Annotated in this window: 24 protein-coding genes; 10 read left to right on the top strand and 14 right to left on the bottom strand. The window is 35.5% G+C overall.

All coding sequences use genetic code 11. The features are described 5' to 3' along the window. Nucleotides 1-135: 135 nt before the first annotated feature. Complete coding sequence (locus O6P34_RS08950) at nucleotides 136-555, top strand: nucleoside-diphosphate kinase (RefSeq protein WP_269684166.1); 420 nt, start codon at nucleotides 136-138, stop codon at nucleotides 553-555. A gap of 79 nt (nucleotides 556-634) precedes the next feature. Here O6P34_RS08950 and O6P34_RS08945 read toward each other — a convergent pair whose 3' ends face one another. Both O6P34_RS08945 and O6P34_RS08940 read right to left on the bottom strand, forming a co-directional pair. After that, nucleotides 635-931 (bottom strand): DciA family protein, encoded by a 297-nt coding sequence (locus O6P34_RS08945; protein WP_269684165.1) that lies wholly within the window; start codon nucleotides 929-931, stop codon nucleotides 635-637. Next, a complete protein-coding gene (locus O6P34_RS08940) occupies nucleotides 912-1,355 on the bottom strand; it encodes a lipocalin family protein (RefSeq protein ID WP_269684164.1) in 444 nt (147 codons plus the stop codon). The genes O6P34_RS08945 and O6P34_RS08940 overlap by 20 nt, the downstream gene beginning before the upstream one ends. Before the next feature lie 277 nt (nucleotides 1,356-1,632). On the opposite strand from O6P34_RS08940, the gene O6P34_RS08935 reads away from it, so the two are divergent. After that, nucleotides 1,633-2,709 carry a serine hydrolase domain-containing protein gene (locus O6P34_RS08935; protein WP_269684163.1) on the top strand — a complete coding sequence of 359 codons (1,077 nt, stop codon included), beginning with the start codon at nucleotides 1,633-1,635 and terminating at the stop codon, nucleotides 2,707-2,709. Nucleotides 2,710-2,943: 234 nt separating this feature from the next. On the opposite strand, the gene ftsY is transcribed toward O6P34_RS08935, so the two are convergent. From ftsY to O6P34_RS08885, 10 genes are all read right to left on the bottom strand, one after another. Next, the gene (gene ftsY / locus O6P34_RS08930) at nucleotides 2,944-3,897 is read right to left on the bottom strand and encodes a signal recognition particle-docking protein FtsY (RefSeq protein WP_269684162.1); all 954 of its coding nucleotides are present in this window, start codon (nucleotides 3,895-3,897) and stop codon (nucleotides 2,944-2,946) included. A 159-nt stretch (nucleotides 3,898-4,056) separates the two neighbouring features. Beyond that, nucleotides 4,057-4,209 (bottom strand): DUF4295 domain-containing protein, encoded by a 153-nt coding sequence (locus O6P34_RS08925; RefSeq protein WP_066310049.1) that lies wholly within the window; start codon nucleotides 4,207-4,209, stop codon nucleotides 4,057-4,059. Between the two features lie 9 nt (nucleotides 4,210-4,218). Next, entirely contained in the window at nucleotides 4,219-4,401 is a 183-nt protein-coding gene (gene rpmG / locus O6P34_RS08920) for a 50S ribosomal protein L33 (protein WP_017495179.1), read from the bottom strand. Between the two features lie 27 nt (nucleotides 4,402-4,428). Next, nucleotides 4,429-4,665 carry a 50S ribosomal protein L28 gene (gene rpmB, locus O6P34_RS08915; RefSeq protein ID WP_024980263.1) on the bottom strand — a complete coding sequence of 79 codons (237 nt, stop codon included), beginning with the start codon at nucleotides 4,663-4,665 and terminating at the stop codon, nucleotides 4,429-4,431. Between the two features lie 72 nt (nucleotides 4,666-4,737). Continuing rightward, entirely contained in the window at nucleotides 4,738-5,991 is a 1,254-nt protein-coding gene (locus O6P34_RS08910; RefSeq protein ID WP_269684161.1) for a CinA family nicotinamide mononucleotide deamidase-related protein, read from the bottom strand. Between the two features lie 139 nt (nucleotides 5,992-6,130). Continuing rightward, entirely contained in the window at nucleotides 6,131-6,475 is a 345-nt protein-coding gene (locus O6P34_RS08905; protein WP_269684160.1) for an Hpt domain-containing protein, read from the bottom strand. Further along, nucleotides 6,475-7,086: a fumarylacetoacetate hydrolase family protein gene (locus O6P34_RS08900; protein WP_269684159.1), complete on the bottom strand. Its 612-nt coding sequence runs from the start codon at nucleotides 7,084-7,086 to the stop codon at nucleotides 6,475-6,477. Before O6P34_RS08900 ends, O6P34_RS08905 begins: the two co-directional genes overlap by 1 nt. 111 nt (nucleotides 7,087-7,197) lie before the next feature. Further along, nucleotides 7,198-7,968 carry a 3'-5' exonuclease gene (locus tag O6P34_RS08895; protein WP_269684158.1) on the bottom strand — a complete coding sequence of 257 codons (771 nt, stop codon included), beginning with the start codon at nucleotides 7,966-7,968 and terminating at the stop codon, nucleotides 7,198-7,200. A 155-nt stretch (nucleotides 7,969-8,123) separates the two neighbouring features. After that, nucleotides 8,124-9,440 carry a dihydrolipoamide acetyltransferase family protein gene (locus tag O6P34_RS08890; RefSeq protein WP_269684157.1) on the bottom strand — a complete coding sequence of 439 codons (1,317 nt, stop codon included), beginning with the start codon at nucleotides 9,438-9,440 and terminating at the stop codon, nucleotides 8,124-8,126. Between the two features lie 81 nt (nucleotides 9,441-9,521). Continuing rightward, on the bottom strand, nucleotides 9,522-10,688 hold the full coding sequence (locus O6P34_RS08885) for a glycosyltransferase family 2 protein (RefSeq protein ID WP_269684156.1): 1,167 nt from the start codon (nucleotides 10,686-10,688) through the stop codon (nucleotides 9,522-9,524). 94 nt (nucleotides 10,689-10,782) lie between these two features. Here O6P34_RS08885 and O6P34_RS08880 point away from each other — a divergent pair, with 94 nt between their 5' ends. Continuing rightward, nucleotides 10,783-12,645, top strand: a complete 1,863-nt coding sequence (locus tag O6P34_RS08880) for an ABC-F family ATP-binding cassette domain-containing protein (RefSeq protein ID WP_269684155.1) — start codon at nucleotides 10,783-10,785, stop codon at nucleotides 12,643-12,645. A gap of 536 nt (nucleotides 12,646-13,181) precedes the next feature. Further along, nucleotides 13,182-13,625, top strand: coding sequence for a hypothetical protein (locus O6P34_RS08875; protein ID WP_269684154.1), 444 nt, complete (start codon nucleotides 13,182-13,184; stop codon nucleotides 13,623-13,625). An 85-nt stretch (nucleotides 13,626-13,710) separates the two neighbouring features. Here the strand turns inward: O6P34_RS08875 and O6P34_RS08870 are convergent, their stop codons facing one another. Beyond that, entirely contained in the window at nucleotides 13,711-15,261 is a 1,551-nt protein-coding gene (locus O6P34_RS08870; RefSeq protein WP_432419591.1) for an SDR family NAD(P)-dependent oxidoreductase, read from the bottom strand. 179 nt (nucleotides 15,262-15,440) lie between these two features. On the opposite strand from O6P34_RS08870, the gene O6P34_RS08865 reads away from it, so the two are divergent. Both O6P34_RS08865 and O6P34_RS08860 read left to right on the top strand, forming a co-directional pair. After that, nucleotides 15,441-16,220 carry an O-methyltransferase gene (locus tag O6P34_RS08865; RefSeq protein WP_269684153.1) on the top strand — a complete coding sequence of 260 codons (780 nt, stop codon included), beginning with the start codon at nucleotides 15,441-15,443 and terminating at the stop codon, nucleotides 16,218-16,220. Between the two features lie 28 nt (nucleotides 16,221-16,248). Beyond that, entirely contained in the window at nucleotides 16,249-16,878 is a 630-nt protein-coding gene (locus O6P34_RS08860) for a carbonic anhydrase (RefSeq protein WP_269684152.1), read from the top strand. Between the two features lie 93 nt (nucleotides 16,879-16,971). On the opposite strand, the gene O6P34_RS08855 is transcribed toward O6P34_RS08860, so the two are convergent. Beyond that, nucleotides 16,972-17,643, bottom strand: coding sequence for a hypothetical protein (locus O6P34_RS08855; protein ID WP_269684151.1), 672 nt, complete (start codon nucleotides 17,641-17,643; stop codon nucleotides 16,972-16,974). A 295-nt stretch (nucleotides 17,644-17,938) separates the two neighbouring features. Here O6P34_RS08855 and O6P34_RS08850 point away from each other — a divergent pair, with 295 nt between their 5' ends. The 4 genes from O6P34_RS08850 (at nucleotide 17,939) to secA (ending at nucleotide 23,046) form a co-directional block, all read left to right on the top strand. Then, a complete protein-coding gene (locus tag O6P34_RS08850) occupies nucleotides 17,939-18,625 on the top strand; it encodes an ABC transporter ATP-binding protein (protein WP_269684150.1) in 687 nt (228 codons plus the stop codon). A 39-nt stretch (nucleotides 18,626-18,664) separates the two neighbouring features. Beyond that, nucleotides 18,665-19,234 carry a cob(I)yrinic acid a,c-diamide adenosyltransferase gene (locus O6P34_RS08845; RefSeq protein WP_269684149.1) on the top strand — a complete coding sequence of 190 codons (570 nt, stop codon included), beginning with the start codon at nucleotides 18,665-18,667 and terminating at the stop codon, nucleotides 19,232-19,234. A 160-nt stretch (nucleotides 19,235-19,394) separates the two neighbouring features. After that, entirely contained in the window at nucleotides 19,395-19,616 is a 222-nt protein-coding gene (locus O6P34_RS08840) for a DUF2795 domain-containing protein (protein WP_007138072.1), read from the top strand. Between the two features lie 85 nt (nucleotides 19,617-19,701). After that, nucleotides 19,702-23,046, top strand: a complete 3,345-nt coding sequence (gene secA / locus O6P34_RS08835; RefSeq protein WP_269684148.1) for a preprotein translocase subunit SecA — start codon at nucleotides 19,702-19,704, stop codon at nucleotides 23,044-23,046. Nucleotides 23,047-23,061: the final 15 nt, after the last annotated feature.

Here is a 23,061-nt window from a genome sequence, read left to right as displayed (position 1 = left end):
ACAAACTGATTTTTAAAGTTTAAAGTCCAAGAGCAATCTCGAAAATAACACATAATGTGCCTAAAATTGTTTTTTTGATAAAATAAATCAACAAAAAAAGTCTATTTTTGCACAAAATTTAACAAACACATACAAATGGCTACAAATAGAACATTTACAATGATTAAACCTGATGCGGTTGCAAACGGGCACATCGGAAACATTCTGGCAATGATTACTACTGCAGGTTTCAAAATCGTTTCTTTGAAATTAACACAATTAACAGTTGCTGATGCTCAAGCTTTTTATGCCGTTCACGCTGCAAGACCATTTTACGGAGAGTTAGTAGAATTTATGTCAAGAGGACCAATTGTTGCTGCTATTTTAGAAAAAGACAATGCAGTAGAGGATTTCAGAACGTTAATAGGAGCTACAAATCCTGCTGAAGCTGCCGAAGGTACCATTCGTAAAGCATACGCCACTTCAATTGGAGAAAATGCCGTTCACGGTTCTGACAGTGATGAAAACGCAGCTATCGAAGGGGCTTTCCATTTTTCAGGAAGAGAGCAATTCTAGTATTCAGATTACAAATAAAAAAATCCAGTTTCAAAATTGAAACTGGATTTTTTTAAACTATAATTTAAACGGTAATTAATTATCGCAGAATAACATCTTTCACCACATCACGGCGCAATTCCTCATTGATCATAGCTATAATTTTAGACTTACCATGACTCAATTCTTCCCGCAAAACCGAAGATGTAAGTTCAACATATAAAGTAGTCCCTTTCAAAACCACATTTCTGGTATAACTGTTTACCCCATTGCCCATAAGGTTTTTCCAAGCCTCTTTCACATCAATTTGATCCATTCCGGGTTGCAACTTATTTACTTGGATAATTTGTTTCAGAACATCCCCAACCGTACTTTGATTATTTAGTCGTTTTGCCATCATCCAGAAGATTTATCGAACCTGTTTTTTTATAATGATATTCTTTTTTCTCTTTATTTTTAAGCACTAATTCATCATCAGACAGCGCAATCAATTCCTCACTCCACTTCATGTAAGGCGTAGCATAATCTAAAAAAACTTTGTCATCAGCAAATCGTACCGTCACATTTTCATACGTATCATTGACTAAAAAAGTACCGTCTAATTGAGGCATTACTTTTTTCCGAAACCCTTTGTTAGTTTTATCAATCTCAAAATAATCAAAATTTTCATTCATGCTATACTCCTTATCTTTCCCCTCCGCCAGTACAACTTTTTCAATTTCCCAATACCCATTTAGTTTTACTATTTCGGCAGGTTTTATTTTTGGCTGACAAGCCACAAAAAACAAGGATACAATCAGAATCCTAAATACATTTTTCATATAAAATTTATTATTTAATTACGTCCTCTCCTTACAAATATCAGAATCATCGGGAGCTGTTTCCTGCTGTACACTATATCTTTTTCTTGTAATTCTTCCTTCGTCAGAATCACAAGAAAAAGGATGCCGCTTCCATCAGGGCTAGGACATTCCAATTAAAGAGCCCTTTTTCAATCCCACAAAGTTAGTCTTATTCAATTCAAAGAAAACAAAAAAAATTAAAAAACACATTAAACTATTTTCTATATTTTTGGTCTTAACTAAAAACCAAAAAACCATGGCAAGAAAAGTTTACCCCCTGCTAATTGCATTGTTTTGTATCAGTTGTGCTTCCGAAACTCCAGATCCCACTCCAACTCCAACAGAAAATATCTATTTCCCCCCAATAACAGGTACGGTTTGGGAAACTAAAACCATCTCAAGTTTAGGATGGAATCAAGCTGCAGTTCAGCCATTATTAGATTATTTGGAACTCAAAAACTCAAAAGGATTCATCATTCTCGTCAACGGACGAATTGTAATGGAAAATTATTTCAACGGACACACGCAAGAAACAGGTTGGTATTGGGCAAGTGCCGGAAAAACATTAACGGCAACCCTTACAGGAATTGCACAACAAGAAGGTTTACTAAACATCAATAATAAAGTCTCAGATTACATTGGTACCGGCTGGACCAGTATGCCATTAGCCAAAGAAAATTTAATCACTAACAAGCATTTGCTCAGCATGACCTCAGGCATTGAAGATATTGCTAATGGTGATGATGTCACTCCTGCAAAACTAACCTACAAAGCCGATGCCGGTTCCCGATGGGCCTACCATAATGTATATGTAAAATTACAAGATGTCATTGCGCAAGCGTCAGGACAAACCTGGTCGAGTTATTTCAATACAAAATTGAGAGATAAAATAGGGATGTCAGGAACTTGGATTCAGCTAGACAACAACAATGTTTATTGGAGCACAACCCGAAGCATGGCTCGTTTTGGATTACTTATGTACAACAAAGGAAAATGGGACAATACCGTTATTCTGAATGAAAATTACTTCAACGAAGCAACCAATACATCGCAATCCATCAATCTTGGATATGGCTATTTATGGTGGTTAAACGGAAAATCAAGTTATCATTTGCCACAAACTCAATTGCAATTTAACGGTAGTTTAATCTCTACTGCACCAAACGATATGTTCATGGCTTTAGGCAAAAACGACCAAAAAATCTATGTGATTCCGAGTAAAAAAATGGTAGTAATTCGCATGGGAGATGTAGCCAATCCTGAAAACCCAACTTTTGCTTTATCAGGTTTTGACGCAGAATTATGGACAAAAATCAGTGCTTTGTACCAATAAAAACTACTTCGTTTTCATTCGTTTCATAAAACCTAAAACAAAGAAAACCAATCCAAGTATCAATAAAACATAGTAAATACTGAGATTTTTGTCTCTTACAATATTGGATAAAACAAAAGCAATAATACTGGCAAAATAAAAATAAATAGGATTACTATTTTTAAAAGAAGAGAAATTCATTGTACTATTATTAAAGTAATCTTTGTCAAAGTTCAAAACTTTGACAAGGATTTTTTATTTAAAGAAACTATCCACAAATTCATATTTGTTGAACACTTGCAAATCTTCGATTCCTTCACCAACACCAATATATTTTACCGGAATCTGAAATTGATCCGAAATACCAATGACAACACCACCTTTTGCCGTTCCGTCTAACTTTGTTACGGCAAGAGCAGTAACTTCAGTAGCAGCAGTAAATTGTTTGGCTTGTTCAAAAGCGTTTTGACCTGTAGAACCATCCAGAACTAATAATACATCGTGTGGCGCATCCGCAACTACTTTTTGCATTACTCGTTTTACTTTAGTCAATTCGTTCATCAAATTAACTTTATTGTGTAAACGTCCCGCTGTATCAATAATAACAATATCCGCATCTTGCGCCACTGCCGATTGCAACGTGTCAAAAGCAACAGAAGCTGGATCGCTCCCCATATTTTGCTTTACAATAGCAACACCTACTCGGTCTGCCCAAATCTGTAATTGATCAATAGCCGCAGCACGAAAAGTATCCGCAGCACCCAAAACTACTTTATAACCCGCTTTGTTAAATTGATAAGCCAGCTTCCCGATGGTGGTCGTTTTACCAACTCCGTTGACACCAACAACCATTAAAACATAAGGCTTCGTTTGAATAGGTATTACAAATTCTGTGGCTTCTCCTGTATTGGTTTCAGACAATAAACCAGCTATCTCTTCTCTTAATATCTGATTCAATTCGTCTATGCCCAAATATTTATCTGAAGCAACACGATTTTCAATACGGGTAATTATTTTAAGAGTAGTATTCACTCCAACATCCGAAGAAACAAGTATTTCTTCCAAATTATCTAAAACTTCGTCATCAACCTTAGATTTCCCCGCAACCGCTTTGGTTAACTTGGAAAAAAAAGTTGTTTTAGATTTTTCAAGACCTTTGTCTAATGTTTCTTTTTTATCTGATGAAAATATTCTTTTGAAAAAACTCATTTTGATTTGAGATTTACGAATGGAGATTTGGGAATTCAAAAATCCAATTGTTTGTTTTTAATTATCTAAAAAACACTTACGAATTTAGAACGGTAAATATAGAAAATAAAAAAGCTACTTCCGAATGAAAGTAGCTTTTCTATATAATGTAATTATGAATTATTTCTTTTTCAAGAATTCATCAACTGCTTCAGGAGCCATAATAGATTCTACGAATGTATATGCACCAGTTTTTGGAGATTTCACCATTTTGATGGCTTTTGATAATCTTTTAGAAGCGGTTTGTAACGATGCTACGGTTTTCTTTGCCATGACTAATTATTATTTAATTTCTTTATGAACAGTTACACGTTTCAAGATTGGATTAAATTTTTTAATCTCTAATCTGTCTGGAGTATTTTTTTTGTTCTTTGTTGTTATGTATCTTGAAGTTCCTGCAACACCTGATGTTTTGTGTTCAGTACATTCTAAAATTACCTGGATTCTATTTCCTTTCTTTGCCATCTTGCTATATATTTATTTTGGAAAAGATTATTTAATAAATCCTTCTGACTGCGCTTTTTTCAAAACTGCAGCGATTCCATTTTTGTTAATTGTTTTTATCGTAGATGCAGCTACTCTTAGAGTAATCCATCTATCTTCTTCTGGAAGATAAAAACGCTTTTTAACTAAGTTTACAGAAAATTTTCTCTTAGTCTTATTCATAGCGTGAGAAACGTTATTTCCTACCATCGCTCTTTTACCTGTAAGGTCACAAACTCTTGACATTATACTTATCTTTTATCGTTATTCAAAATCAGGGTGCAAAGAAAAGAAAAATAAACGGATGAAGCAAAAAAATTATGATACATTTTTTAAAATTTCTTTCTGCAGCATTTCTAAACTCTTAATCGTCGCTCTATCTATCACTTTTTCACGGGGTTGGCCAAAATTAAATTCTTCAACAATTACTTCATTTGGCGTAGCCAATGCTATAAAAACAGAACCAACCGCCGCATCTGTATCGTCTTTTGTAGGTCCGGCATTTCCTGAAGTGGCAATTGCATAGTCTGTTTGCATCATTTGCTTTACGCGCAAAGCCATAGCCGAAGCCACTTCTGCACTAACTACAGAATGCTCTTGTATTAAACTTTCTGACACACCTAAAACATTAATTTTCACATCAGTTGCATACGAAACCACGCTACCTTTAAAATAGGTTGAAGCCCCCGGAACCGACGTCAAAACTTCCGCAATTTTTCCACCCGTACAACTTTCTGCTGTAGCGATGGTTTTAAGTTGTTTTTTCAACAATCTTCCTACCACAACTTCAATCGTTTCGTCATCATCAAAACCAACAATTATATCGTGGATGATTGCATCCAATGAGTTGACATTTGCTTCAATAGCAGCCTCTAACTTCTCCTTATCAGTACCTCGTGCAGAAAGCCTCAAACGAACTCTTCCCGGCGCAGGTAAATAGGCCAATTTAATAAACTCAGGAAGGTTATTTTCCCATTCTTCAATACGTTCAGCGACCATACTTTCGCCTTGTCCATAAGTAAGAATTGTTTTGTGAATAATGTAAGGTCGCTTATATTCCTTGACTACTTTGGGAATTATTTCATTCTCAACCAAATATTTCATTTCAAAAGGAACTCCCGGAAGCGAAATAAAGACTGTATTTTCTTTTTTCATCCACATTCCCGGAGCGGTTCCCACTTGGTTATGAAGTACCGTGCATTTTGAAGGAACAAGCGCTTGATCTTTATTGATTTGCGTTATAGTACGTTTATAAAAACCTTCTATAAGTTGTGTTACATGAGTCAAAACATCTTGATTAACAACCAATTCATCTTCAAAATAATCACAAAATGTTTTTTTGGTAATATCATCTTTTGTCGGTCCTAAACCTCCGGTTATAATCACTAAATCAACCGCATTTTGAAGCTTCAAAAAAGTATCTAAAATATGCTGTTTATTATCCGAAATCGAAATCATTTCATGAATCTCTACTCCAATTCTATCTAATGATTTAGCTATAAAACCAGAATTTGTATCTACAATTTGTCCTATTAAAATTTCGTCGCCAATAGTAATTATGGTTGCTTTCATTTTTGGAAGTATTTATCAGGATTGATAACCTGTTGTTTTTAAAGTAAACACAAACAAAAAAAAGACTCAAAACCAAAATGGCGAATCTTTATTGTTTGTATTAAATTGGGAGTTTTTTTGCTACGAATGAAGTAAAAAACTACAAATCAAAGTCTTTTTTTATTTCTTTGATTGCATCACTTACTTGAGTTTTAACACTCTTGAAGGTCTCTTTAATATCTTTCTTTTTCCCTTCAGTTTTTGTCCAGGCTTCTATTTGCAGAATTTCTTCAAAAGCTACATTTAAACCTAACAAATCTAAACTGGGTTTTATTTTATGAGCATAAGCATACGCATGTTTATGATCTTTCTTTTTTATTCCTTCTTTAACTTGTAATAAATCGTCTGGAACTTCGGTAACGAACAGTGTCAAAATCTCTTTTACAAATTCTGGATCGTTGTCTGAAAGTGCGTACACTTTGGAAAGGTTGTATTTTAAAGCCATTATTTTACTTGTATTCTAAATAATTTTTGTCCTTCTAAAAATCCTTCTAAAACATCATCCGGTTTTACAACAGCAACTCCTTCCGGCGTTCCTGTAAAAATAATATCACCTATTTTTAGTGTAAAATATTGTGAAACATATGAAATCAGCTCATCAATATTCCACAACATAAAACTTGAATTACTTTTTTGAACCGTAATATTGTTATTAGTTAATTCAAATGTAATATTTTCTAATGAACTAAATTGATTTTTAGGCAAAAATTCTCCAATAACTGCCGAACCGTCAAATGCTTTGGCTTTTTCCCAAGGCAATCCTTTCGCTTTTAATTTTTCTTGCAAATCCCTTGCGGTAAAATCAATCCCCACACTAATCTCATCATAGTATTTATGAGCAAATTTAGGCTCGATATACTTTCCAACTTTACTGATTTTTACAATAATTTCAATTTCGTGGTGAATATCCTCCGAGAATTCAGGAATCACAAACGGATGCTGTTTTAACAAAACTGCCGAATCCGGCTTCATAAAAACCACTGGTTCCGTAGGCCTATCATTGTGTAATTCCTCAATATGGTTGGTGTAATTTCTACCGATGCAGATTATTTTCATAACTTGAGTTTTGGGTTCTGGGTTTTGGGTTTTGAGTTCTGGGTTTTGGGTTTTGGGTTTTGGGTTTTAGAGGAATGTTACTCCCAATACCTAAAACCCAGTACCCAATACCTATTTTGTATTTAGTTTTCTTAATTTAATGGCTGTCAAAACCTTTTTGGTATACAACGGAAAATCAGCATTCTGAATCCAACTAAAATAGCCTGGTTCAGTTTCTAAAACTTTATGCACTTTAACTCCTTTGTGTTTTCCAAAAGCAAAAATTTCTTCATCATCTTTATCAAAAGCAATCATTCCTGCAAAATCAGCAATCTTTTTCCGAGTTGAAAATTCAGAAAGCAATTTCATATCATTTTCCAATTCCGGATACCGGTCTAATTGTGCTTTTAATATTTCATAAGTAGCCATCGTATCCGCTTCCGCAGAATGGGCGTTTTCAAGGCCTTTATCACAATAAAACTTAAGCGCAGCGCTCAAGGTTCGCTCCTCCATTTTATGGAAAATCGTTTGAACATCAACAGAAACTCTGCCTTTCATATCAAAATCAACTCCGGCTCTCAGCAATTCTTCCGCTAATAGAGGAATATCAAATCGATCCGAATTAAACCCAGCCAAATCACTGTCTTTAACCATATTATACACCTGTGATGCCAACTCATTAAAAGTAGGCTCATTGGCTACTTTTTCATCTGTAATTCCATGAACCGCTGTTGTTTGTGGCGGAATTGGAATAGTTGGATTCACTAACCATGTTTTGCTTTCTTTGTTTCCGTTAGGATATACTTTAAATATTGAAATTTCTACAATTCTATCTTTTCCGATATCAATTCCTGTAGTTTCCAGGTCGAAAAAGCAAATTGGCCTATTGAGTTTGAGTTCCATTTTTATTTTTTATACGGATACAAATATATCAATTTGAGTTTAATCTGATTTAAATTTTGCGGTTTAAAGTTGTCAAAAACAATCCCTTTTTCATAAAAAAAACCCTTTCAGAGTTTAGCACTCCAAAAGGGTTTGTATACTAAAATAGATTACAATTAAAAATCGCTGTCTACATCAAAAGCTTCTAAATAATCGGCTACTCGTTTTACAAAACTTCCTCCTAACGCACCATCAACCACTCTATGATCGTAACTGTGCGATAAAAACATTTTTTGGCGAATGCCTATAAAATCACCTTCCGGAGTTTCGATAACCGCAGGCACTTTACGAATTGCACCCAATGCTAAAATCCCAACTTGCGGCTGATTGATAATTGGTGTACCAAAAACACTTCCAAAAGAACCAACATTTGTAACCGTATACGTTCCTCCTTGTGTATCATCTGGCTTTAATTTTCCCAGTTTAGCACGATTTCCTAAATCATTTACCGCTTTGGCCATACCAACCAAATTCAATTGATCTGCATTTTTAATTACAGGAACAATTAAGTTTCCGTTTGGCAATGCTGCCGCCATTCCAAGATTGATATTTTTCTTCTTGATAATATAATCTCCTTCTACCGAAATATTCATTCCCGGAAAATCTTTCAAGGCTTTTGCCACTGCTTCCATGAATATTGGTGTGTACGTCAACTTCTCACCTTCTCTTTTTTCGAAAGCTGTTTTTACTTTATCCCTCCATTTTACAATATTTGTAACATCAACTTCTATAAAAGATTGTACGTGTGCTGAAGTTTGGATAGAAGCCATCATATAACCGGAAATCAGCTTGCGCATTCTGTCCATTTCTACCATTTCATCACCACCGTTTACAGAAACCGGAGCGGCTGTTGACGATACTGTTTTGACTGCTATTTTTTGAGGTTGGGATGCTATTTCTTTAGACTCTTGAACCTTTGTTGGATTTGTTTTTTTATTGGCAACAAAATTCAAAATATCTTCTTTAGTAACGCGTCCTTCTTTTCCTGAACCGCTGATACTTTCTAATTCAGCCATTGAAACACCTTCTTCTTTGGCAATATTTTTTACTAAAGGCGAAAAGAATTTATCACTTTCAGAGAAATTTACCGGAGCCGCAACAGTTTCTTTAACAGCTGCAATTGTTTTTTCAATCGTGTCTACTTCAACTGGAGCAGCAACTTCTTCTTTTACTTTTGCAGGAGCTGCATCGCCTTCGGTTTCAATAATAGCTATGGTTTGTCCCACTTGAACTAAATCATCTTTACCAAATAATTGTTCTACTAAAACACCCGAAACTTCACTTGGCACTTCGCTGTCTACTTTATCAGTAGCAATTTCGAGAACTGCTTCGTCGGCTTCAATTTTTTCTCCAACTTGTTTCAACCAATTGGTTATTGTTGCTTCTGCAACACTTTCTCCCATTTTTGGAAGTTTTAATTCAAATCTTGCCATATTATTACCCTAAAAGGTGATTTTGATTTTCAGTTTGCGAATTTACTAAATATTTTAAATATAAATTACATTAAACGCAATTTATCGCTCTATTTCTATAATCTCTCCTCTTTCGCTATTTGTATTACTCCCAATTAAAAAATCAGAATATTTGGGTACAATTTTAAAAGTAAATCCTTTGTTTTTTAAAGACGCTAAAACGGCAATACTTTCTTTGAAAGAAACGAATTCGTTGTCCAGAATAATTTCGGTTCCGGCACCTTCTTTAAGCAGTGACGAAAGTACCATTTTTTCTGTTTTTAAGTCGTGAAATACTACTTTTTTTTGCAAAATTAACACCAATTTATTAGCTAATTGTTCGCTGGAGGAATAAAGAACAAAAGATTTTGGAGGCGTTTTAATTTTGGGTTGCCCCTGAAATAGTTTAACCAAAGAAAAAAAGACAATTCCTACTTTCATAAAAGCGGAAAATAAAACAGAAACCTTAAAATGTTTTTGGTAAAAAAACTGCATGGCTTCCTGAAACCGTTTCATATACGTCCCATCTTTCACCGTACTCTCTCCTTTATAGTGAATCACGGTCGTTTCATGGTAATAATAATTCGATTTTCCAGCCTTCAAAACAGTGTAAGACAAATCAATATCGTCCGAATACATGAAGCATTTTTCATCAAAACCGCCAATCTCAAGGTATAAATCGCGTTTCATCAGCATAAAAGCGCCCACGAGAATTTCGATTTTTCCAGTTTGGTTTTCGTCTAAATGTTCTGCGTAGTATTTCCCGAAGATTTTTGACTTTGGAAACATCCTGTACAAACCGGTAATTTTGGTAAAAGCAACAAAAGGCGTTGGAATTCCTCGTTTACTTTCGGGGAGGAAATTCCCGGTTCCATCAATGAGTTTAACGCCTACAATGCCTAAATCAGATTGTTTTTTGGCGAAAGCCAGTACTTTACTAAACGTATCTTCGGCAACAACGGTATCCGGATTGAGAATGCAAATATATTCGCCCTGAGCTTGGGCAACTCCTATATTATTCCCTTTTGGAAAGCCTGAATTTTCGTTGTTTTGAATGAGTTTAACGTTTGGAAATCGCGTTTTCATCATGGAGCAACTGTCATCGGGAGAATTGTTATCGACAACAATAATTTCGCCGTCAATGTTTTCCAAGGCGCTTTGAACGCTTAAAACACATTGCTCGAGAAAATAGCGAACATTATAATTGAGAATGATGACGGATAGTTGCATTTTTCAAAGATATATTTTAAGATGGAAAGTCGCAAAGAATGAAAGTAACAAAGTTTCGCTTCAAAAAGATTACTTTTGCAAAAAAATTAGCCTTGTGAATTACTTATCTGTCGAAAATATCTCAAAATCTTTTGGGGAAAGAACACTTTTTGAAAACATTTCTTTTGGAATTAACAAAGACCAAAAAATTGCCTTTATAGCCAAAAATGGTTCGGGGAAAACCTGCATCATGAAAATTATCAATGGCGAAGATGAGCCGGACACGGGACAAGTGGTTTTGAGAAAAGAAATCAAAATGGCATTCCTGTCACAAGATCATCAATTGCAGGATGAATTGACGATTGAAGAAAGTATTTTCGCTTCGGATAATGAAACTTTGAAAGTGATTGAGCGCTACGAAAAAGCATTGGAAAACCCAGAAGATGAAGAAGCGTATCAAAAAGCTTTTGACCAAATGGACCAACACAATGCTTGGGATTTTGAAACGCAATTCAAACAAATTTTGTTCAAATTGAAGCTGGAAGATTTTAAATTAAAAGTGAAAAATCTTTCAGGCGGACAGAAAAAACGTTTGTCACTGGCTATAATCCTAATCAATCGCCCAGACTTATTAATCTTAGATGAGCCTACGAATCACTTGGATTTAGAGATGATTGAATGGTTAGAAAGTTATTTTGCCAAAGAAAATATTACTTTATTTATGGTGACACACGACCGGTTTTTCCTGGAACGTGTTTGCAACGAAATCATTGAATTAGACAACGGAAAATTATACCAATACAAAGGAAATTACTCTTATTATTTAGAGAAAAAAGAGGAACGAATTGCCTCCGAAAATTCCAGTGTCGACAAAGCGCAAAACTTATTCGTAAAAGAATTAGAATGGATGCGTCGCCAGCCAAAAGCGAGAACAACTAAATCAAAATCACGTCAGGATGATTTTTATGTTATCAAAGAAAAAGCACAAAGTCGCCGCAGAGAGAACAAAGTAGAACTGGAAATTAACATGGAGCGCATGGGAAGCAAGATTATTGAGCTTCACAAAATCTCCAAAAAGTTTAAAGACCATGTCATTTTAGACAATTTCAGTTTTGATTTTCAACGTGGGGAACGCATCGGGATTATTGGTAAAAACGGAACCGGAAAATCGACTTTCCTGAATTTATTGACTGGAACAATTCCGCTTGACGGAGGAAAAGTTGTAGTGGGTGAAACCATAAAAATTGGATATTACACACAAACTGGTATCAATCCGAAACCGAATCAGCGTGTGATTGACATCATCAAAGAATACGGCGAATACATTCCGTTAACAAAAGGAAAAATTATTTCGGCTTCGCAATTGTTGGAGCGTTTTCTTTTTGATGCCAAAAAACAATATGATTTTGTCGAAAAATTAAGCGGTGGTGAATTGAAACGTTTATATTTATGTACGGTTTTGATTCAGAATCCAAACTTCCTGATTCTGGATGAGCCTACGAATGACTTGGATATCGTAACCTTAAATGTACTCGAAAGTTTCCTTTTAGATTATCCCGGCTGTTTGCTTGTGGTGTCGCATGACAGGTACTTTATGGATAAAATTGTAGATCACTTATTTGTTTTTAGAGGTGATGGTGTGATTGAAGATTTCCCTGGGAATTATTCTGATTTCAGAGCTTATGAAGACAGCGCCGATGTAGCGCAAAAAGAAGAAAATAAAGCGGATAAGAAAGATTGGAAACAAAATAATCCAACCGGAAATCTGACTTTCAACGAGCAAAAAGAATATCAGAAAATTGAACGTGAAATCAAAGATTTAGAAATCCAGAAAACAAATATCGAGCAATTATTCTCTGACGGAAAAATTGAAGAGTCAGCCATCGAGAAAAAAGCCAACGAATTGAAAAACATCATCAATAAAATTGAAGAGAAAGAGGAGCGCTGGTTTGAACTTTCGGCCAAAATCGAAGGATAAACCACTCTATTACTAACCTCAACACTTTTTGCGGTAACACTGAATTATATAACCCTATCAGAATTCAAACTCTCATAGGGTTTATTATTTAATCTCCTTTTTTATATTAATTGTACGTAAACACAATGCAACAAATAGTGCTATTCCTCTATTTATAAGTAGTTTTACGCAAAATTTTACGCTAACAACCCAAGTTTTTACCCCATGGTACGTAAAATTTTACCTTAGAGACCTAAAAATTTACCCCTCATGACGTAAAATTTTACGCTGACAACCTAAAAATTTACGTAGCCATACGTAAAATTTTAGGTCCACGACCCAAAATCTTCGGTCATTGTACTTAAATTTTTAGGTTATATTAGATATAAAATCAAGGCAAAAAACATTTTCTTTAAAATAAAAGCCTTAAATTTATAGTAGATTTTGATAGCTTCTATCCCAACTTAGAACAGGAGCACGCTTTCTATTACAACTGATATTCAAACAGTTAATTAATTTTACAAAAGTTCTAATTATTCATCTTATACTTAGTTATCATGATAAATTTTAGTTTAAGACCACAAGGCGATTTTATCTGGACTGCCGAATATCGCGAGTTATATGTTCTCACAGAACATTGGCAGTCCGATTTACAATTTTATAAAAGTGATTTGCGTTTTTTGTACCATCTCATTGATAAATATTTCATTTGGCTGGTCAACAAAGAAAATCTGGACGGAATGAGGACCATAGCGTCTGATTTGTCTGAAAGCGTCAAAAACTGTGACAAACTGCTGGAGAAAACGTCTAAACATTTGACTCATCTGGCCGAACTAATTGATGATCCTTTTAAATATGATTCTCATAAATTCAGAAGCGAGCACGAGGAATTAGAAAATGAGATTGCATCGTTTATCAAAAATTTCTGGAAAATCAAAAAAGACACCTTTGCAGTATCGGAACATGTTATCGAAAAAGGCGTTCAAAGATTAAATCCTTAGGCTATTCAAGTCCGACTTACAGAAAACAAAAAAACCACAACAAAATGATTCTGTTGTGGTTTTTTATTTTACAAATCTGAAGTTTTTACCAAGCTATCGGATTGTAATCTTTGAGGAACTTTCCACACCAATGTTTGCCCGTATTAATACCGTCAAACAAGGGATCCATAACCCGTGCTGCACCATCAACAATATCTAATGGCGGCTGAAAATCTTCTTCTTCCTGTTTTCTTTTGGCTAATTCGGCAGGATCTTCATCGGTTACCCAACCGGTGTCAACAGCATTCATAAAAATTCCGTCTTTGGCCAAGGTTCCTGCTGCGGTGTGCGTTAACATATTCAGAGCGGCTTTCGCCATATTAGTATGCGGATGACGGTCTTCCTTGAAATCTCGGTAAAACTTCCCTTCCATTGCCGAAACATTGATGATGTGTTTTTTACCTGTATTGTCCTTTTTCATCACTTCCGAAAGACGGTTACATAACACAAAAGGTGCCACGGAATTGACCAGTTGTACTTCGATCATTTCGGTAGTTTCTATTTGACCCAACTTCAAACGCCAGCTGTTTATTTTTCGCAAATCGACTTGCTGTAAATCGGCATCGAGTTCTCCTTCCGGAAAAACTTCTTGTGCCACCAAAGCATTATCAAACGAATACGGAATCTGGGACAATTTGGCGGAAGCCCTTAAACCAATTCCCGGTTCCGGTCCGTGCCAAGTCACCGGCATATTTTGATTAGAAGAAGCGCCTGTTGTGAGTACTTTTAATTCTTCGAGGCAATTGGTGTGGTCCAACAACAATTCTTGCGCTTGCTTGGGCAAAGATGCTATAGAGCGTTCTTCGTTTTCCATTAAATGCGTATAAAAACCTGCTGGTCTTCGCACTGTTTGTGCTGCATTATTAATCAGAATATCCAATCGCTCGTATTTTTGTTCTATAAAATTACAGAAAATCTCTACGCTGGGAATGTGCCGCAAATCGAGTCCGTGAATTTTTAAGCGATGTCCCCAATCCATAAAATCAGCCTCTTGAGCAAACCGCAAAGCAGAATCTACTGGGAAGCGAGTCGTTGCAATAACAGTTGCCCCAGCACGCAAAAGCATTAATGTAATGTGATACCCAATTTTGAGGCGAGAGCCGGTAATGACTGCGATTTGTCCTTTTACATCGGCGGTTTGAAAGCGTTTGGCATAATTAAAATCACCGCAATCCGTACACATCGTATCATAAAAATGATGCAATCTGGTAAACTCGGTTTTACAGACATAGCAGTTTCTGGGCGTTTCGAGTTCTAATTGTTCTTTGAGTGCAAGATCATGCATCGCTAATAATTTTGGCGCTACAAATACACTCGCTTCACGGGCGTGACGAATTCCGGTTTCCTTGCGGGCGGTTCTGTCTCGTTTTTCTAATTTTCGTTTGGCTACTGCTTTTCCGTCCTTTTTTCTTTTGGCAAACTCCTCCCGATCCGGACGAGAAAACTGCCCTGCCGCTTTGATTAAAGCAGTTCGTTGTTCTTTTGGAATCTCAAATATTTGGTCTGTATCTGTATTCAATTGTGCCAAAATAGCAATGCATCGGTCAATTTCTTCCGAAGTTATGGCAGTACTATTCTCTATTCCTTCATTCACCATCATAAAAAACAGGTATTTCTCTTGGTAGATATTCCAAGGGAGCAAATATAGCCTTTTTAAAGTTTTATCCATTTCAAAGTCATCAAGCCCGAAGTCTTTACTTTATAATTTTCTACTTGATGCTTTTTGCCTTTCGATTATTATCTTAGTATCTTCGTCCTCTCATTGCAACGATTCCTATGCTGTTTCAAATAAAATCATACCTACAATTTCTTTGGCACTCCAAAAATGAGCATGCGGTGCATTCGCCTTTTGTATTTAGTTTGTTGACGAAATGTTTTTATGACAAAAAATCGAAATCGGAATATTCAATTCTAAAAAGCTACCGCCAATCCCTTTTAGAAAACAAAAACACGATTGAAGTCACTGATTTTGGTGCGGGTTCCAAAGTTTTTAAATCCAATACCAGAGAAATTAATAAGATTGCCAAAACCGCTGGAATTAGTCCAAAACGTGCCGAATTATTATTTCGAATCACAAATTATTTTCAGCCGGACTCTATTTTAGAAATTGGAACTTCCTTAGGATTGGCAACTGTTGCGCTTTCGTTGGGAAATCCAAAAGCAACCCTTACGACTTTAGAAGGCTGTCCAAATACAATGGCAATTGCAAAAAATCAATTGCAAGTATTGAATATCAATACTGTAAAATCTATTGTAACCGAATTTTCCGAATATTTCAAAACTCAAAGCACAAAACCCAAAGCACAAAACCTAATCTATTTTGATGGCAACCATTCTAAAATTGCCACTTTAGCTTATTTTGAGGCCTTATTGCCAACGATTACCAATGAAAGTGTCTGGATTTTTGATGATATTCATTGGTCGCCTGACATGGAAGAAGCTTGGGAAATTATAAAAAAACATCCAAAAGTGGCTGTCACTATTGATACGTTTCAATGGGGGCTGGTATTTTTCAGAAGAGAACAAGAAAAAGAACATTTTATAATCAGGGTATAGCTTTATAAATTTAAACTAAAAAAAACTCATGGACATCAAACAAATTTTCGAAAACAACCGAAATTGGATTGCCAAACAACTACTGGCAGATGAAAATTATTTTGACACATTAGCCAAAGGACAATCACCTGAATTTCTATATATTGGCTGTTCAGACAGTCGTGTTTCAGCCGAAGAACTAATGGGTTTACAACCGGGAGAGGTTTTTGTACACCGCAATATTGCCAATATGATTCCGAATACCGACCTCAATTCGATGTCAGTTATCAATTATGCCGTGATGCATCTAAAGGTGAATCATATCGTCGTTTGCGGACATTATGGTTGTGGCGGTGTTCATGCTGCCATGCAACAATCAGACTTAGGTATTTTAAATCCTTGGTTAAGAAACATTCGGGATGTGTACCGAATTCACAGAAAAGAACTTGATTCGATATCAGACGAAGGCGAAAAATACAAACGATTAGTAGAATTGAATGTGCAGGAACAATGCATCAATGTCATTAAAACTGCCGAAGTTCAAAAAGCAAATACAGAACGGAATTTAAAAGTTTATGGTTGGATTTTTGATATTCATACCGGAAAATTAGTCGACCTAAAAATAGATTTTGATGAGATATTAAAAGACATTACAAAGATTTACAAAATAACAAACTAAGCTAAAGTTCTACTCTAAATCCGAAATTCTTTAGCATAAAAAAAAGCGACAGCCATTACTGACTGTCGCTTTCTCATTGAATTAGTTAATTGTTTATTGTTTAGCTTCTTTCATTTCTTCTGATTTTGCTCCCATTCTGTTTAGTTTCAACATTGGTGCAAATTTAAATTTCAAACCTGCAATTTTTCTGTTATCTTCAGCGGTAAGTCCTTCTTTTTCTACTGTATTTTTACGACTGTCTAATGCTTCATACATCAATTTTACTTCATCCCAATCTTCACGAGAATAGCTGTCTTTACGGTCTTCAGCAGTATGAATAAACTGTTGGTATACACGGTGAATATTCGATGCATTTACCCAGTTAAAGTTCATATCATCCCCTATTTTACCTTCGCCAAATAAAGCATTACGCAATTGTTGTTTAGGATTAACCACTGCAGCCGGTTGATCAGCAGTTAAATCTGCTTCTACTTTAGCTTTCAATTCCAGGTATTTTGCTCTGCTGGCATCAATACGTTCCTGAGCTGCAATTTTATCTTTCAAGTTTGCCAAAGCAGCATCTGCCTCAACGCTTCTCATTTGATAATCGGCATCAATAGCCTGCCAGTTTCCCTTTGCGTCTAATGAAGCAACATTACCTAACGAATCGACATACATTACATAGGTGTCAACCGTTTTTTGAGCTTCTGTTTCTTTTTCATCCTTACAAGAAGCAAACCCTAAAGCGACTAACGCAATTCCTAAAAACAATTTTGTATTTTTCATAATTTTCTAATTTTAAATGATTACCACGGTAAATGTAATTTGACACACCTGATATTCAATAGATAACCAAAAATTATGAAAACAATCGTGTTAATTATGAAATAAAAATAAGTAGTGTAGGATTGTGTCTGTCTCCATTTAAAAAACCGGTCATATCAAATCCAGTCATATCAAACTACCTTTTTTACACCAAGAGAAATGTAACAAAAATGTATTTTAAGCTACTTATGATTAATTCAAAAGTCTTTTGTACTTTTAAAATCTAAAAAACATAAATCTGCAACAGCAAATTCCGATGGCAAAACCACTAATAAAAATAACCAATATTAAACGAGATTTTGTGCTCGGAAACGAAATTGTATATGTACTAAAAGGTATTGATTTACAAATAAATAAAGGAGAATATGTTGCATTGATGGGACCTTCCGGCTCCGGAAAATCAACTTTAATGAATCTTTTGGGTTGTTTAGATACGCCTACTTCGGGCACATACATTTTGAACGGAAAAGATGTCAGCCAAATGAAAGATGACGAATTAGCCGAAATCCGAAATAAAGAAATTGGTTTCGTTTTCCAGACTTTCAATCTTTTGCCAAGAACGACTGCTCTTGATAACGTAGCATTACCTATGATTTATGCCGGTTTTTCTAAATCAGAACGCAACAAAAGAGCTACCGAAGTTTTAGAACAAGTAAATCTTTCGGACAGAATGGATCACCAACCGAACCAACTTTCGGGAGGACAACGCCAGCGTGTAGCTATTGCGAGAGCATTGGTCAACAAACCTTCTATCATCCTTGCCGATGAACCTACCGGGAATTTAGACAGTAAAACATCGGTTGAAATCATGAAGCTTTTTGGCGACATTCATGCCAATGGAAACACGGTTATTTTAGTTACTCACGAAGAAGAAATCGCGGCTTATGCCAATAGAATTATTCGTTTGAGAGATGGATTAATCGAAAGCGATACTACAAAATAGTTTATTGGGTTAAACGTTTAATCTATTAAACATACAAAAATGAAAATATATACTAAAACTGGTGATCAGGGAACTACAGCGCTTTTTGGAGGAACTCGCGTTCCTAAAGACCATGCACGAATTGACAGTTACGGAACGGTCGATGAATTAAATTCCTATATAGGACTCATACGCGATCAGGAAATGAATGCGCATTACAAAGAAATTCTAATTGAAATTCAAGACCGATTATTTACCATTGGAGCCATTCTTGCTACACCTCCGGAAAAAGAGGTTAAAAAAAATGGAGAACTTCGGTTGCAAAAACTAGGCATTGTAGAGTCTGATATTGAATTATTGGAAGCTGAAATAGATACAATGGAAGAAGCGCTTCCGCCAATGACTCATTTTGTTTTACCGGGCGGACATCAAACTGTGTCATATTGTCATATTGCACGATGTGTTTGCCGCCGTGCAGAGCGTTTAGCAGTACATTTAAGTCATAATGAACCTGTTGCCGAAATCGCAATTAAGTACCTAAACCGACTTTCTGACTACCTTTTTGTGTTGGCACGAAAGTTGTCTCATGATTTGAACGCCGAAGAAGTCAAATGGATTCCAAGGAAATAGTTGAGGGTTTTAGAAAATAGTTTCAGATTACAATTTGATACTTTAAGGCTAAAACATTAAACAAAAAAAGACGTTCTTAACTTTTTATTAAAATAAATCGATTTTTACTTGTCTTTTTCAGTAAAAAATTTATTTTTGCACAAAACTAAATCGACAACAAATGTATTGGACATTAGAATTAGCATCTTATTTAAGTGATGCACCGTGGCCTGCTAACAAAGACGAACTTATTGACTACGCTATTAGAGCAGGAGCTCCATTAGAAGTAGTAGAAAACCTTCAATCTATTGAGGATGAAGGCGAGATATATGAATCAATGGAAGAAATTTGGCCAGATTATCCCACAGACGAAGATTATCTTTGGAATGAGGATGAATATTAAAAAATAACCCAAGAAAAAGTCTCAAAAGAGGCTTTTTTTTTGGTTAAATTTACAGAGTTATATAAAACAGAAATACAAATAAATCATGAGCTTCATAAACAGTATTATTAAAGTCTTTGTTGGTAATAAATCACAAAAAGACGTCAAAGCTTTACAACCTTATTTAAACAAAATAAAGACTTTCGAGACTCCGCTACAATCCTTATCTCATGATGAGTTAAGAGGCAGAACCGTTTTTTTTAAAGAAAAAATAAAACAAGCCCGTTCTGAAAAAGATGCTAAAATTTCGGCATTAAAATTAGAAGTGGAGAAAATAGAAGATATCGACAAAAGAGAAGATATCTATGTTGCCATTGATGCTTTAGAAAAAGAAGCTTACGATATTTCGGAAAAAACATTAATGGAAATTCTTCCGGAAGCGTTTGCTGTTGTGAAAGAAACGGCCAGAAGATTTAAAGACAATACTCAAATTGTAGTAACCGCTACTGCAAAAGACCGTGAACTTTCGGCTACAAAACCCTACATTACTTTAGAAGGTGACAATGCCATTTGGGCGAATTCATGGAATGCCGCAGGGAAAGAAATTACCTGGGACATGATTCACTATGATGTACAATTGATTGGCGGAATGGTTTTGCACGAAGGAAAAATTTCTGAAATGCAAACGGGTGAAGGAAAAACATTGGTTGCAACTCTGCCTTTATATTTGAATGCCTTGACAGGAAACGGTGTACATTTAGTAACCGTGAATGATTATTTAGCCAAACGTGACAGCACTTGGAAAGCTCCATTGTTTGAATTTCACGGATTGACTGTTGAATGTATCGACAATTACCAACCAAGCTCTGAAGGAAGAAAAAAAGCGTATGATGCTGATATTACTTATGGTACTAATAACGAATTTGGTTTTGACTACTTAAGAGATAATATGGCACATTCGCCAGAAGATTTAGTGCAAAGAAAACACAATTATGCTATTGTCGATGAGGTCGATTCTGTATTGATTGATGACGCCAGAACACCACTTATTATTTCCGGTCCAGTTCCGCAAGGAGATCGTCATGAGTTTAACGAATTGAAACCAAAAATTGAAAATTTGGTGGCACTGCAAAGACAATTGGCTAATGGATTCTTATCTGAGGCTAAAAAATTAATCAAAGAAGGAAACACAAAAGACGGTGGATTCTTGTTGTTGAGAGCATACAGAAGCTTACCTAAAAACAAAGCATTGATTAAGTTTTTGAGTGAAGAAGGAATCAAACAATTGCTTCAAAAAACTGAAAATCAATACATGCAGGATAACAATCGCGAAATGCACAAAGTTGATGAAGCATTGTATTTTGTAATTGAAGAAAAAAATAACCAAGTAGAATTGACAGACAATGGTATTAAATACCTTTCTGGAGATACTGATTCTGACTTTTTTGTACTTCCGGATATTGGAACAGAAATCGCTGCAATCGAAAAGAAAAAATTAGACAAAGACGCAGAAGCGGAAGAAAAAGAAAGATTGTTTCAAGATTTTGGTATCAAAAGTGAGCGAATTCACACTTTGACTCAATTATTGAAAGCGTATACCCTTTTTGAAAAAGATGTAGAATATGTAATCATGGATAATAAAATCATGATTGTTGATGAACAAACGGGTCGTATCATGGATGGGCGTCGTTATTCGGACGGATTACACCAAGCGATTGAAGCCAAAGAAAATGTAAAAATCGAAGCTGCTACACAAACATTTGCAACAGTAACGTTACAAAACTATTTCAGAATGTACAGCAAACTGGCCGGTATGACCGGAACAGCTGTTACAGAAGCTGGTGAGTTATGGCAGATATACAAATTGGATGTAGTTGAAATCCCTACCAACAGAGGTATGGCAAGAAAAGACAAAGAGGATTTTATTTACAAAACGACTCGTGAAAAATTCAATGCTGTAATTGAAGATGTAACCGAATTATCTAAAGCCGGAAGACCCGTATTAATTGGTACAACATCTGTAGAGATTTCAGAATTATTGAGCCGAATGCTAAAAATGCGTGGGGTTACTCACAATGTATTGAATGCAAAAATGCACAAGCAAGAAGCCCAAATTGTTGAAGAAGCAGGAAAACCAGGTGTAGTTACTATTGCAACAAACATGGCAGGACGTGGAACGGATATTAAATTATCAGCCGAAGTAAAAGCTGCTGGAGGATTAGCAATTGTAGGTACAGAACGTCATGATTCACGTCGTGTTGACCGCCAGTTACGTGGTCGTGCCGGTCGTCAAGGAGATCCAGGAAGTTCTCAATTTTATGTTTCACTTGAGGATAACTTGATGCGTTTATTTGGTTCCGAAAGAGTAGCCAAAGTAATGGATAGAATGGGATTGGAGGAAGGAGAAGTGATTCAACACTCTATGATGACCAAATCTATCGAACGTGCTCAGAAAAAAGTAGAAGAAAACAACTTTGGTGTTCGTAAACGTTTGTTAGAATATGATGATGTTATGAATGCGCAACGTGAAGTGGTTTATAAACGCCGTCGTCACGCTTTGTTTGGGGAACGTTTAAAATTAGACATCGCCAATATGCTTTATGATACTTGCGAATTGATTGTAGATGAAAATAAAGGATCTAATAATTTCAAAAATTTCGAATTTGAATTGATTCGTTACTTTTCAATCACTTCACCGGTTTCTGAAAGTGAGTTCAGTAAATTATCAGAAATTGAATTGACCGGTAAAGTATATAAAGCAACTTTAGAATTTTATACTCAAAAAACGGAAAGAAGTGCTCGTGAAGCTTTCCCAATTATTAAAGGAGTTTACGAAGAAAAAAACAATCAATTTGAGCGTATCGTAGTCCCTTTTACAGATGGAATCAAAACCTTGAATGTGGTAACTGATTTGAAACGTGCCTACGAAACAGAAGGAAATCAATTGATTGCTGATTTCGAAAAAAATATCACGTTGTCTATTGTAGATGAAGCTTGGAAAAAACACTTACGTAAAATGGACGAATTGAAACAATCGGTTCAATTAGCCGTTCACGAACAAAAAGATCCATTGCTTATTTATAAATTAGAAGCATTTAATTTATTCCGTTCAATGCTGGACAATGTCAATAAAGACGTTATTTCTTTCTTGTTTAAAGGTGATTTACCAGCTCAAAGCGTTCCTAATATTCAAGAAGCTAAAGAAGTTCGTCAAAAAGAAGATTACAAATTAAGCAAAGACGAAATTCCAAACAGTGAAGCTATAAATCACGAAGCTGGCGAAACACAACAACGTCAAATTACGGAAACTATCGTTAGAGATATGCCAAAAATAAACCGTAATGACACCATTACAATCAAACAAGTTGCTACCGGAAAAACCGAAAGCATGAAATACAAAAAAGCAGAAAGTCTATTGTCTTCAGGAGAATGGGTCATTGTAAATGACTAATTAAAGTACAATACT

The sequence above is a fragment of the Flavobacterium lacustre genome, assembly GCF_027474525.2.
GTDB lineage: Bacteria > Bacteroidota > Bacteroidia > Flavobacteriales > Flavobacteriaceae > Flavobacterium > Flavobacterium lacustre.
Note: the sequence above shows the minus strand (reverse complement) of the source record. Positions and strands in the feature narration are given on the sequence as shown.

Bases quoted from the DNA above. Each gene is read 5' to 3' on its own strand.
- ftsY (WP_269684162.1), bottom strand. From the start codon at position 3,897: ATGAGTTTTTTCAAAAGAATATTTTCATCAGATAAAAAAGAAACATTA.
- O6P34_RS08855 (WP_269684151.1), bottom strand. From the start codon at position 17,643: ATGAAAAATACAAAATTGTTTTTAGGAATTGCGTTAGTCGCTTTAGGG.
- rpmB (WP_024980263.1), bottom strand. From the start codon at position 4,665: ATGTCAAGAGTTTGTGACCTTACAGGTAAAAGAGCGATGGTAGGAAAT.
- O6P34_RS08890 (WP_269684157.1), bottom strand. From the start codon at position 9,440: ATGGCAAGATTTGAATTAAAACTTCCAAAAATGGGAGAAAGTGTTGCA.
- O6P34_RS08860 (WP_269684152.1), top strand. From the start codon at position 16,249: ATGGACATCAAACAAATTTTCGAAAACAACCGAAATTGGATTGCCAAA.
- O6P34_RS08950 (WP_269684166.1), top strand. From the start codon at position 136: ATGGCTACAAATAGAACATTTACAATGATTAAACCTGATGCGGTTGCA.
- O6P34_RS08865 (WP_269684153.1), top strand. From the start codon at position 15,441: ATGCTGTTTCAAATAAAATCATACCTACAATTTCTTTGGCACTCCAAA.
- O6P34_RS08840 (WP_007138072.1), top strand. From the start codon at position 19,395: ATGTATTGGACATTAGAATTAGCATCTTATTTAAGTGATGCACCGTGG.
- O6P34_RS08925 (WP_066310049.1), bottom strand. From the start codon at position 4,209: ATGGCAAAGAAAACCGTAGCATCGTTACAAACCGCTTCTAAAAGATTA.
- O6P34_RS08945 (WP_269684165.1), bottom strand. From the start codon at position 931: ATGGCAAAACGACTAAATAATCAAAGTACGGTTGGGGATGTTCTGAAA.
- O6P34_RS08850 (WP_269684150.1), top strand. From the start codon at position 17,939: ATGGCAAAACCACTAATAAAAATAACCAATATTAAACGAGATTTTGTG.
- O6P34_RS08875 (WP_269684154.1), top strand. From the start codon at position 13,182: ATGATAAATTTTAGTTTAAGACCACAAGGCGATTTTATCTGGACTGCC.
- O6P34_RS08905 (WP_269684160.1), bottom strand. From the start codon at position 6,475: ATGGCTTTAAAATACAACCTTTCCAAAGTGTACGCACTTTCAGACAAC.
- O6P34_RS08935 (WP_269684163.1), top strand. From the start codon at position 1,633: ATGGCAAGAAAAGTTTACCCCCTGCTAATTGCATTGTTTTGTATCAGT.
- O6P34_RS08895 (WP_269684158.1), bottom strand. From the start codon at position 7,968: ATGGAACTCAAACTCAATAGGCCAATTTGCTTTTTCGACCTGGAAACT.
- O6P34_RS08885 (WP_269684156.1), bottom strand. From the start codon at position 10,688: ATGCAACTATCCGTCATCATTCTCAATTATAATGTTCGCTATTTTCTC.
- O6P34_RS08900 (WP_269684159.1), bottom strand. From the start codon at position 7,086: ATGAAAATAATCTGCATCGGTAGAAATTACACCAACCATATTGAGGAA.
- O6P34_RS08845 (WP_269684149.1), top strand. From the start codon at position 18,665: ATGAAAATATATACTAAAACTGGTGATCAGGGAACTACAGCGCTTTTT.
- O6P34_RS08910 (WP_269684161.1), bottom strand. From the start codon at position 5,991: ATGAAAGCAACCATAATTACTATTGGCGACGAAATTTTAATAGGACAA.
- secA (WP_269684148.1), top strand. From the start codon at position 19,702: ATGAGCTTCATAAACAGTATTATTAAAGTCTTTGTTGGTAATAAATCA.
- rpmG (WP_017495179.1), bottom strand. From the start codon at position 4,401: ATGGCAAAGAAAGGAAATAGAATCCAGGTAATTTTAGAATGTACTGAA.
- O6P34_RS08870 (WP_432419591.1), bottom strand. From the start codon at position 15,261: ATGGTGAATGAAGGAATAGAGAATAGTACTGCCATAACTTCGGAAGAA.
- O6P34_RS08940 (WP_269684164.1), bottom strand. From the start codon at position 1,355: ATGAAAAATGTATTTAGGATTCTGATTGTATCCTTGTTTTTTGTGGCT.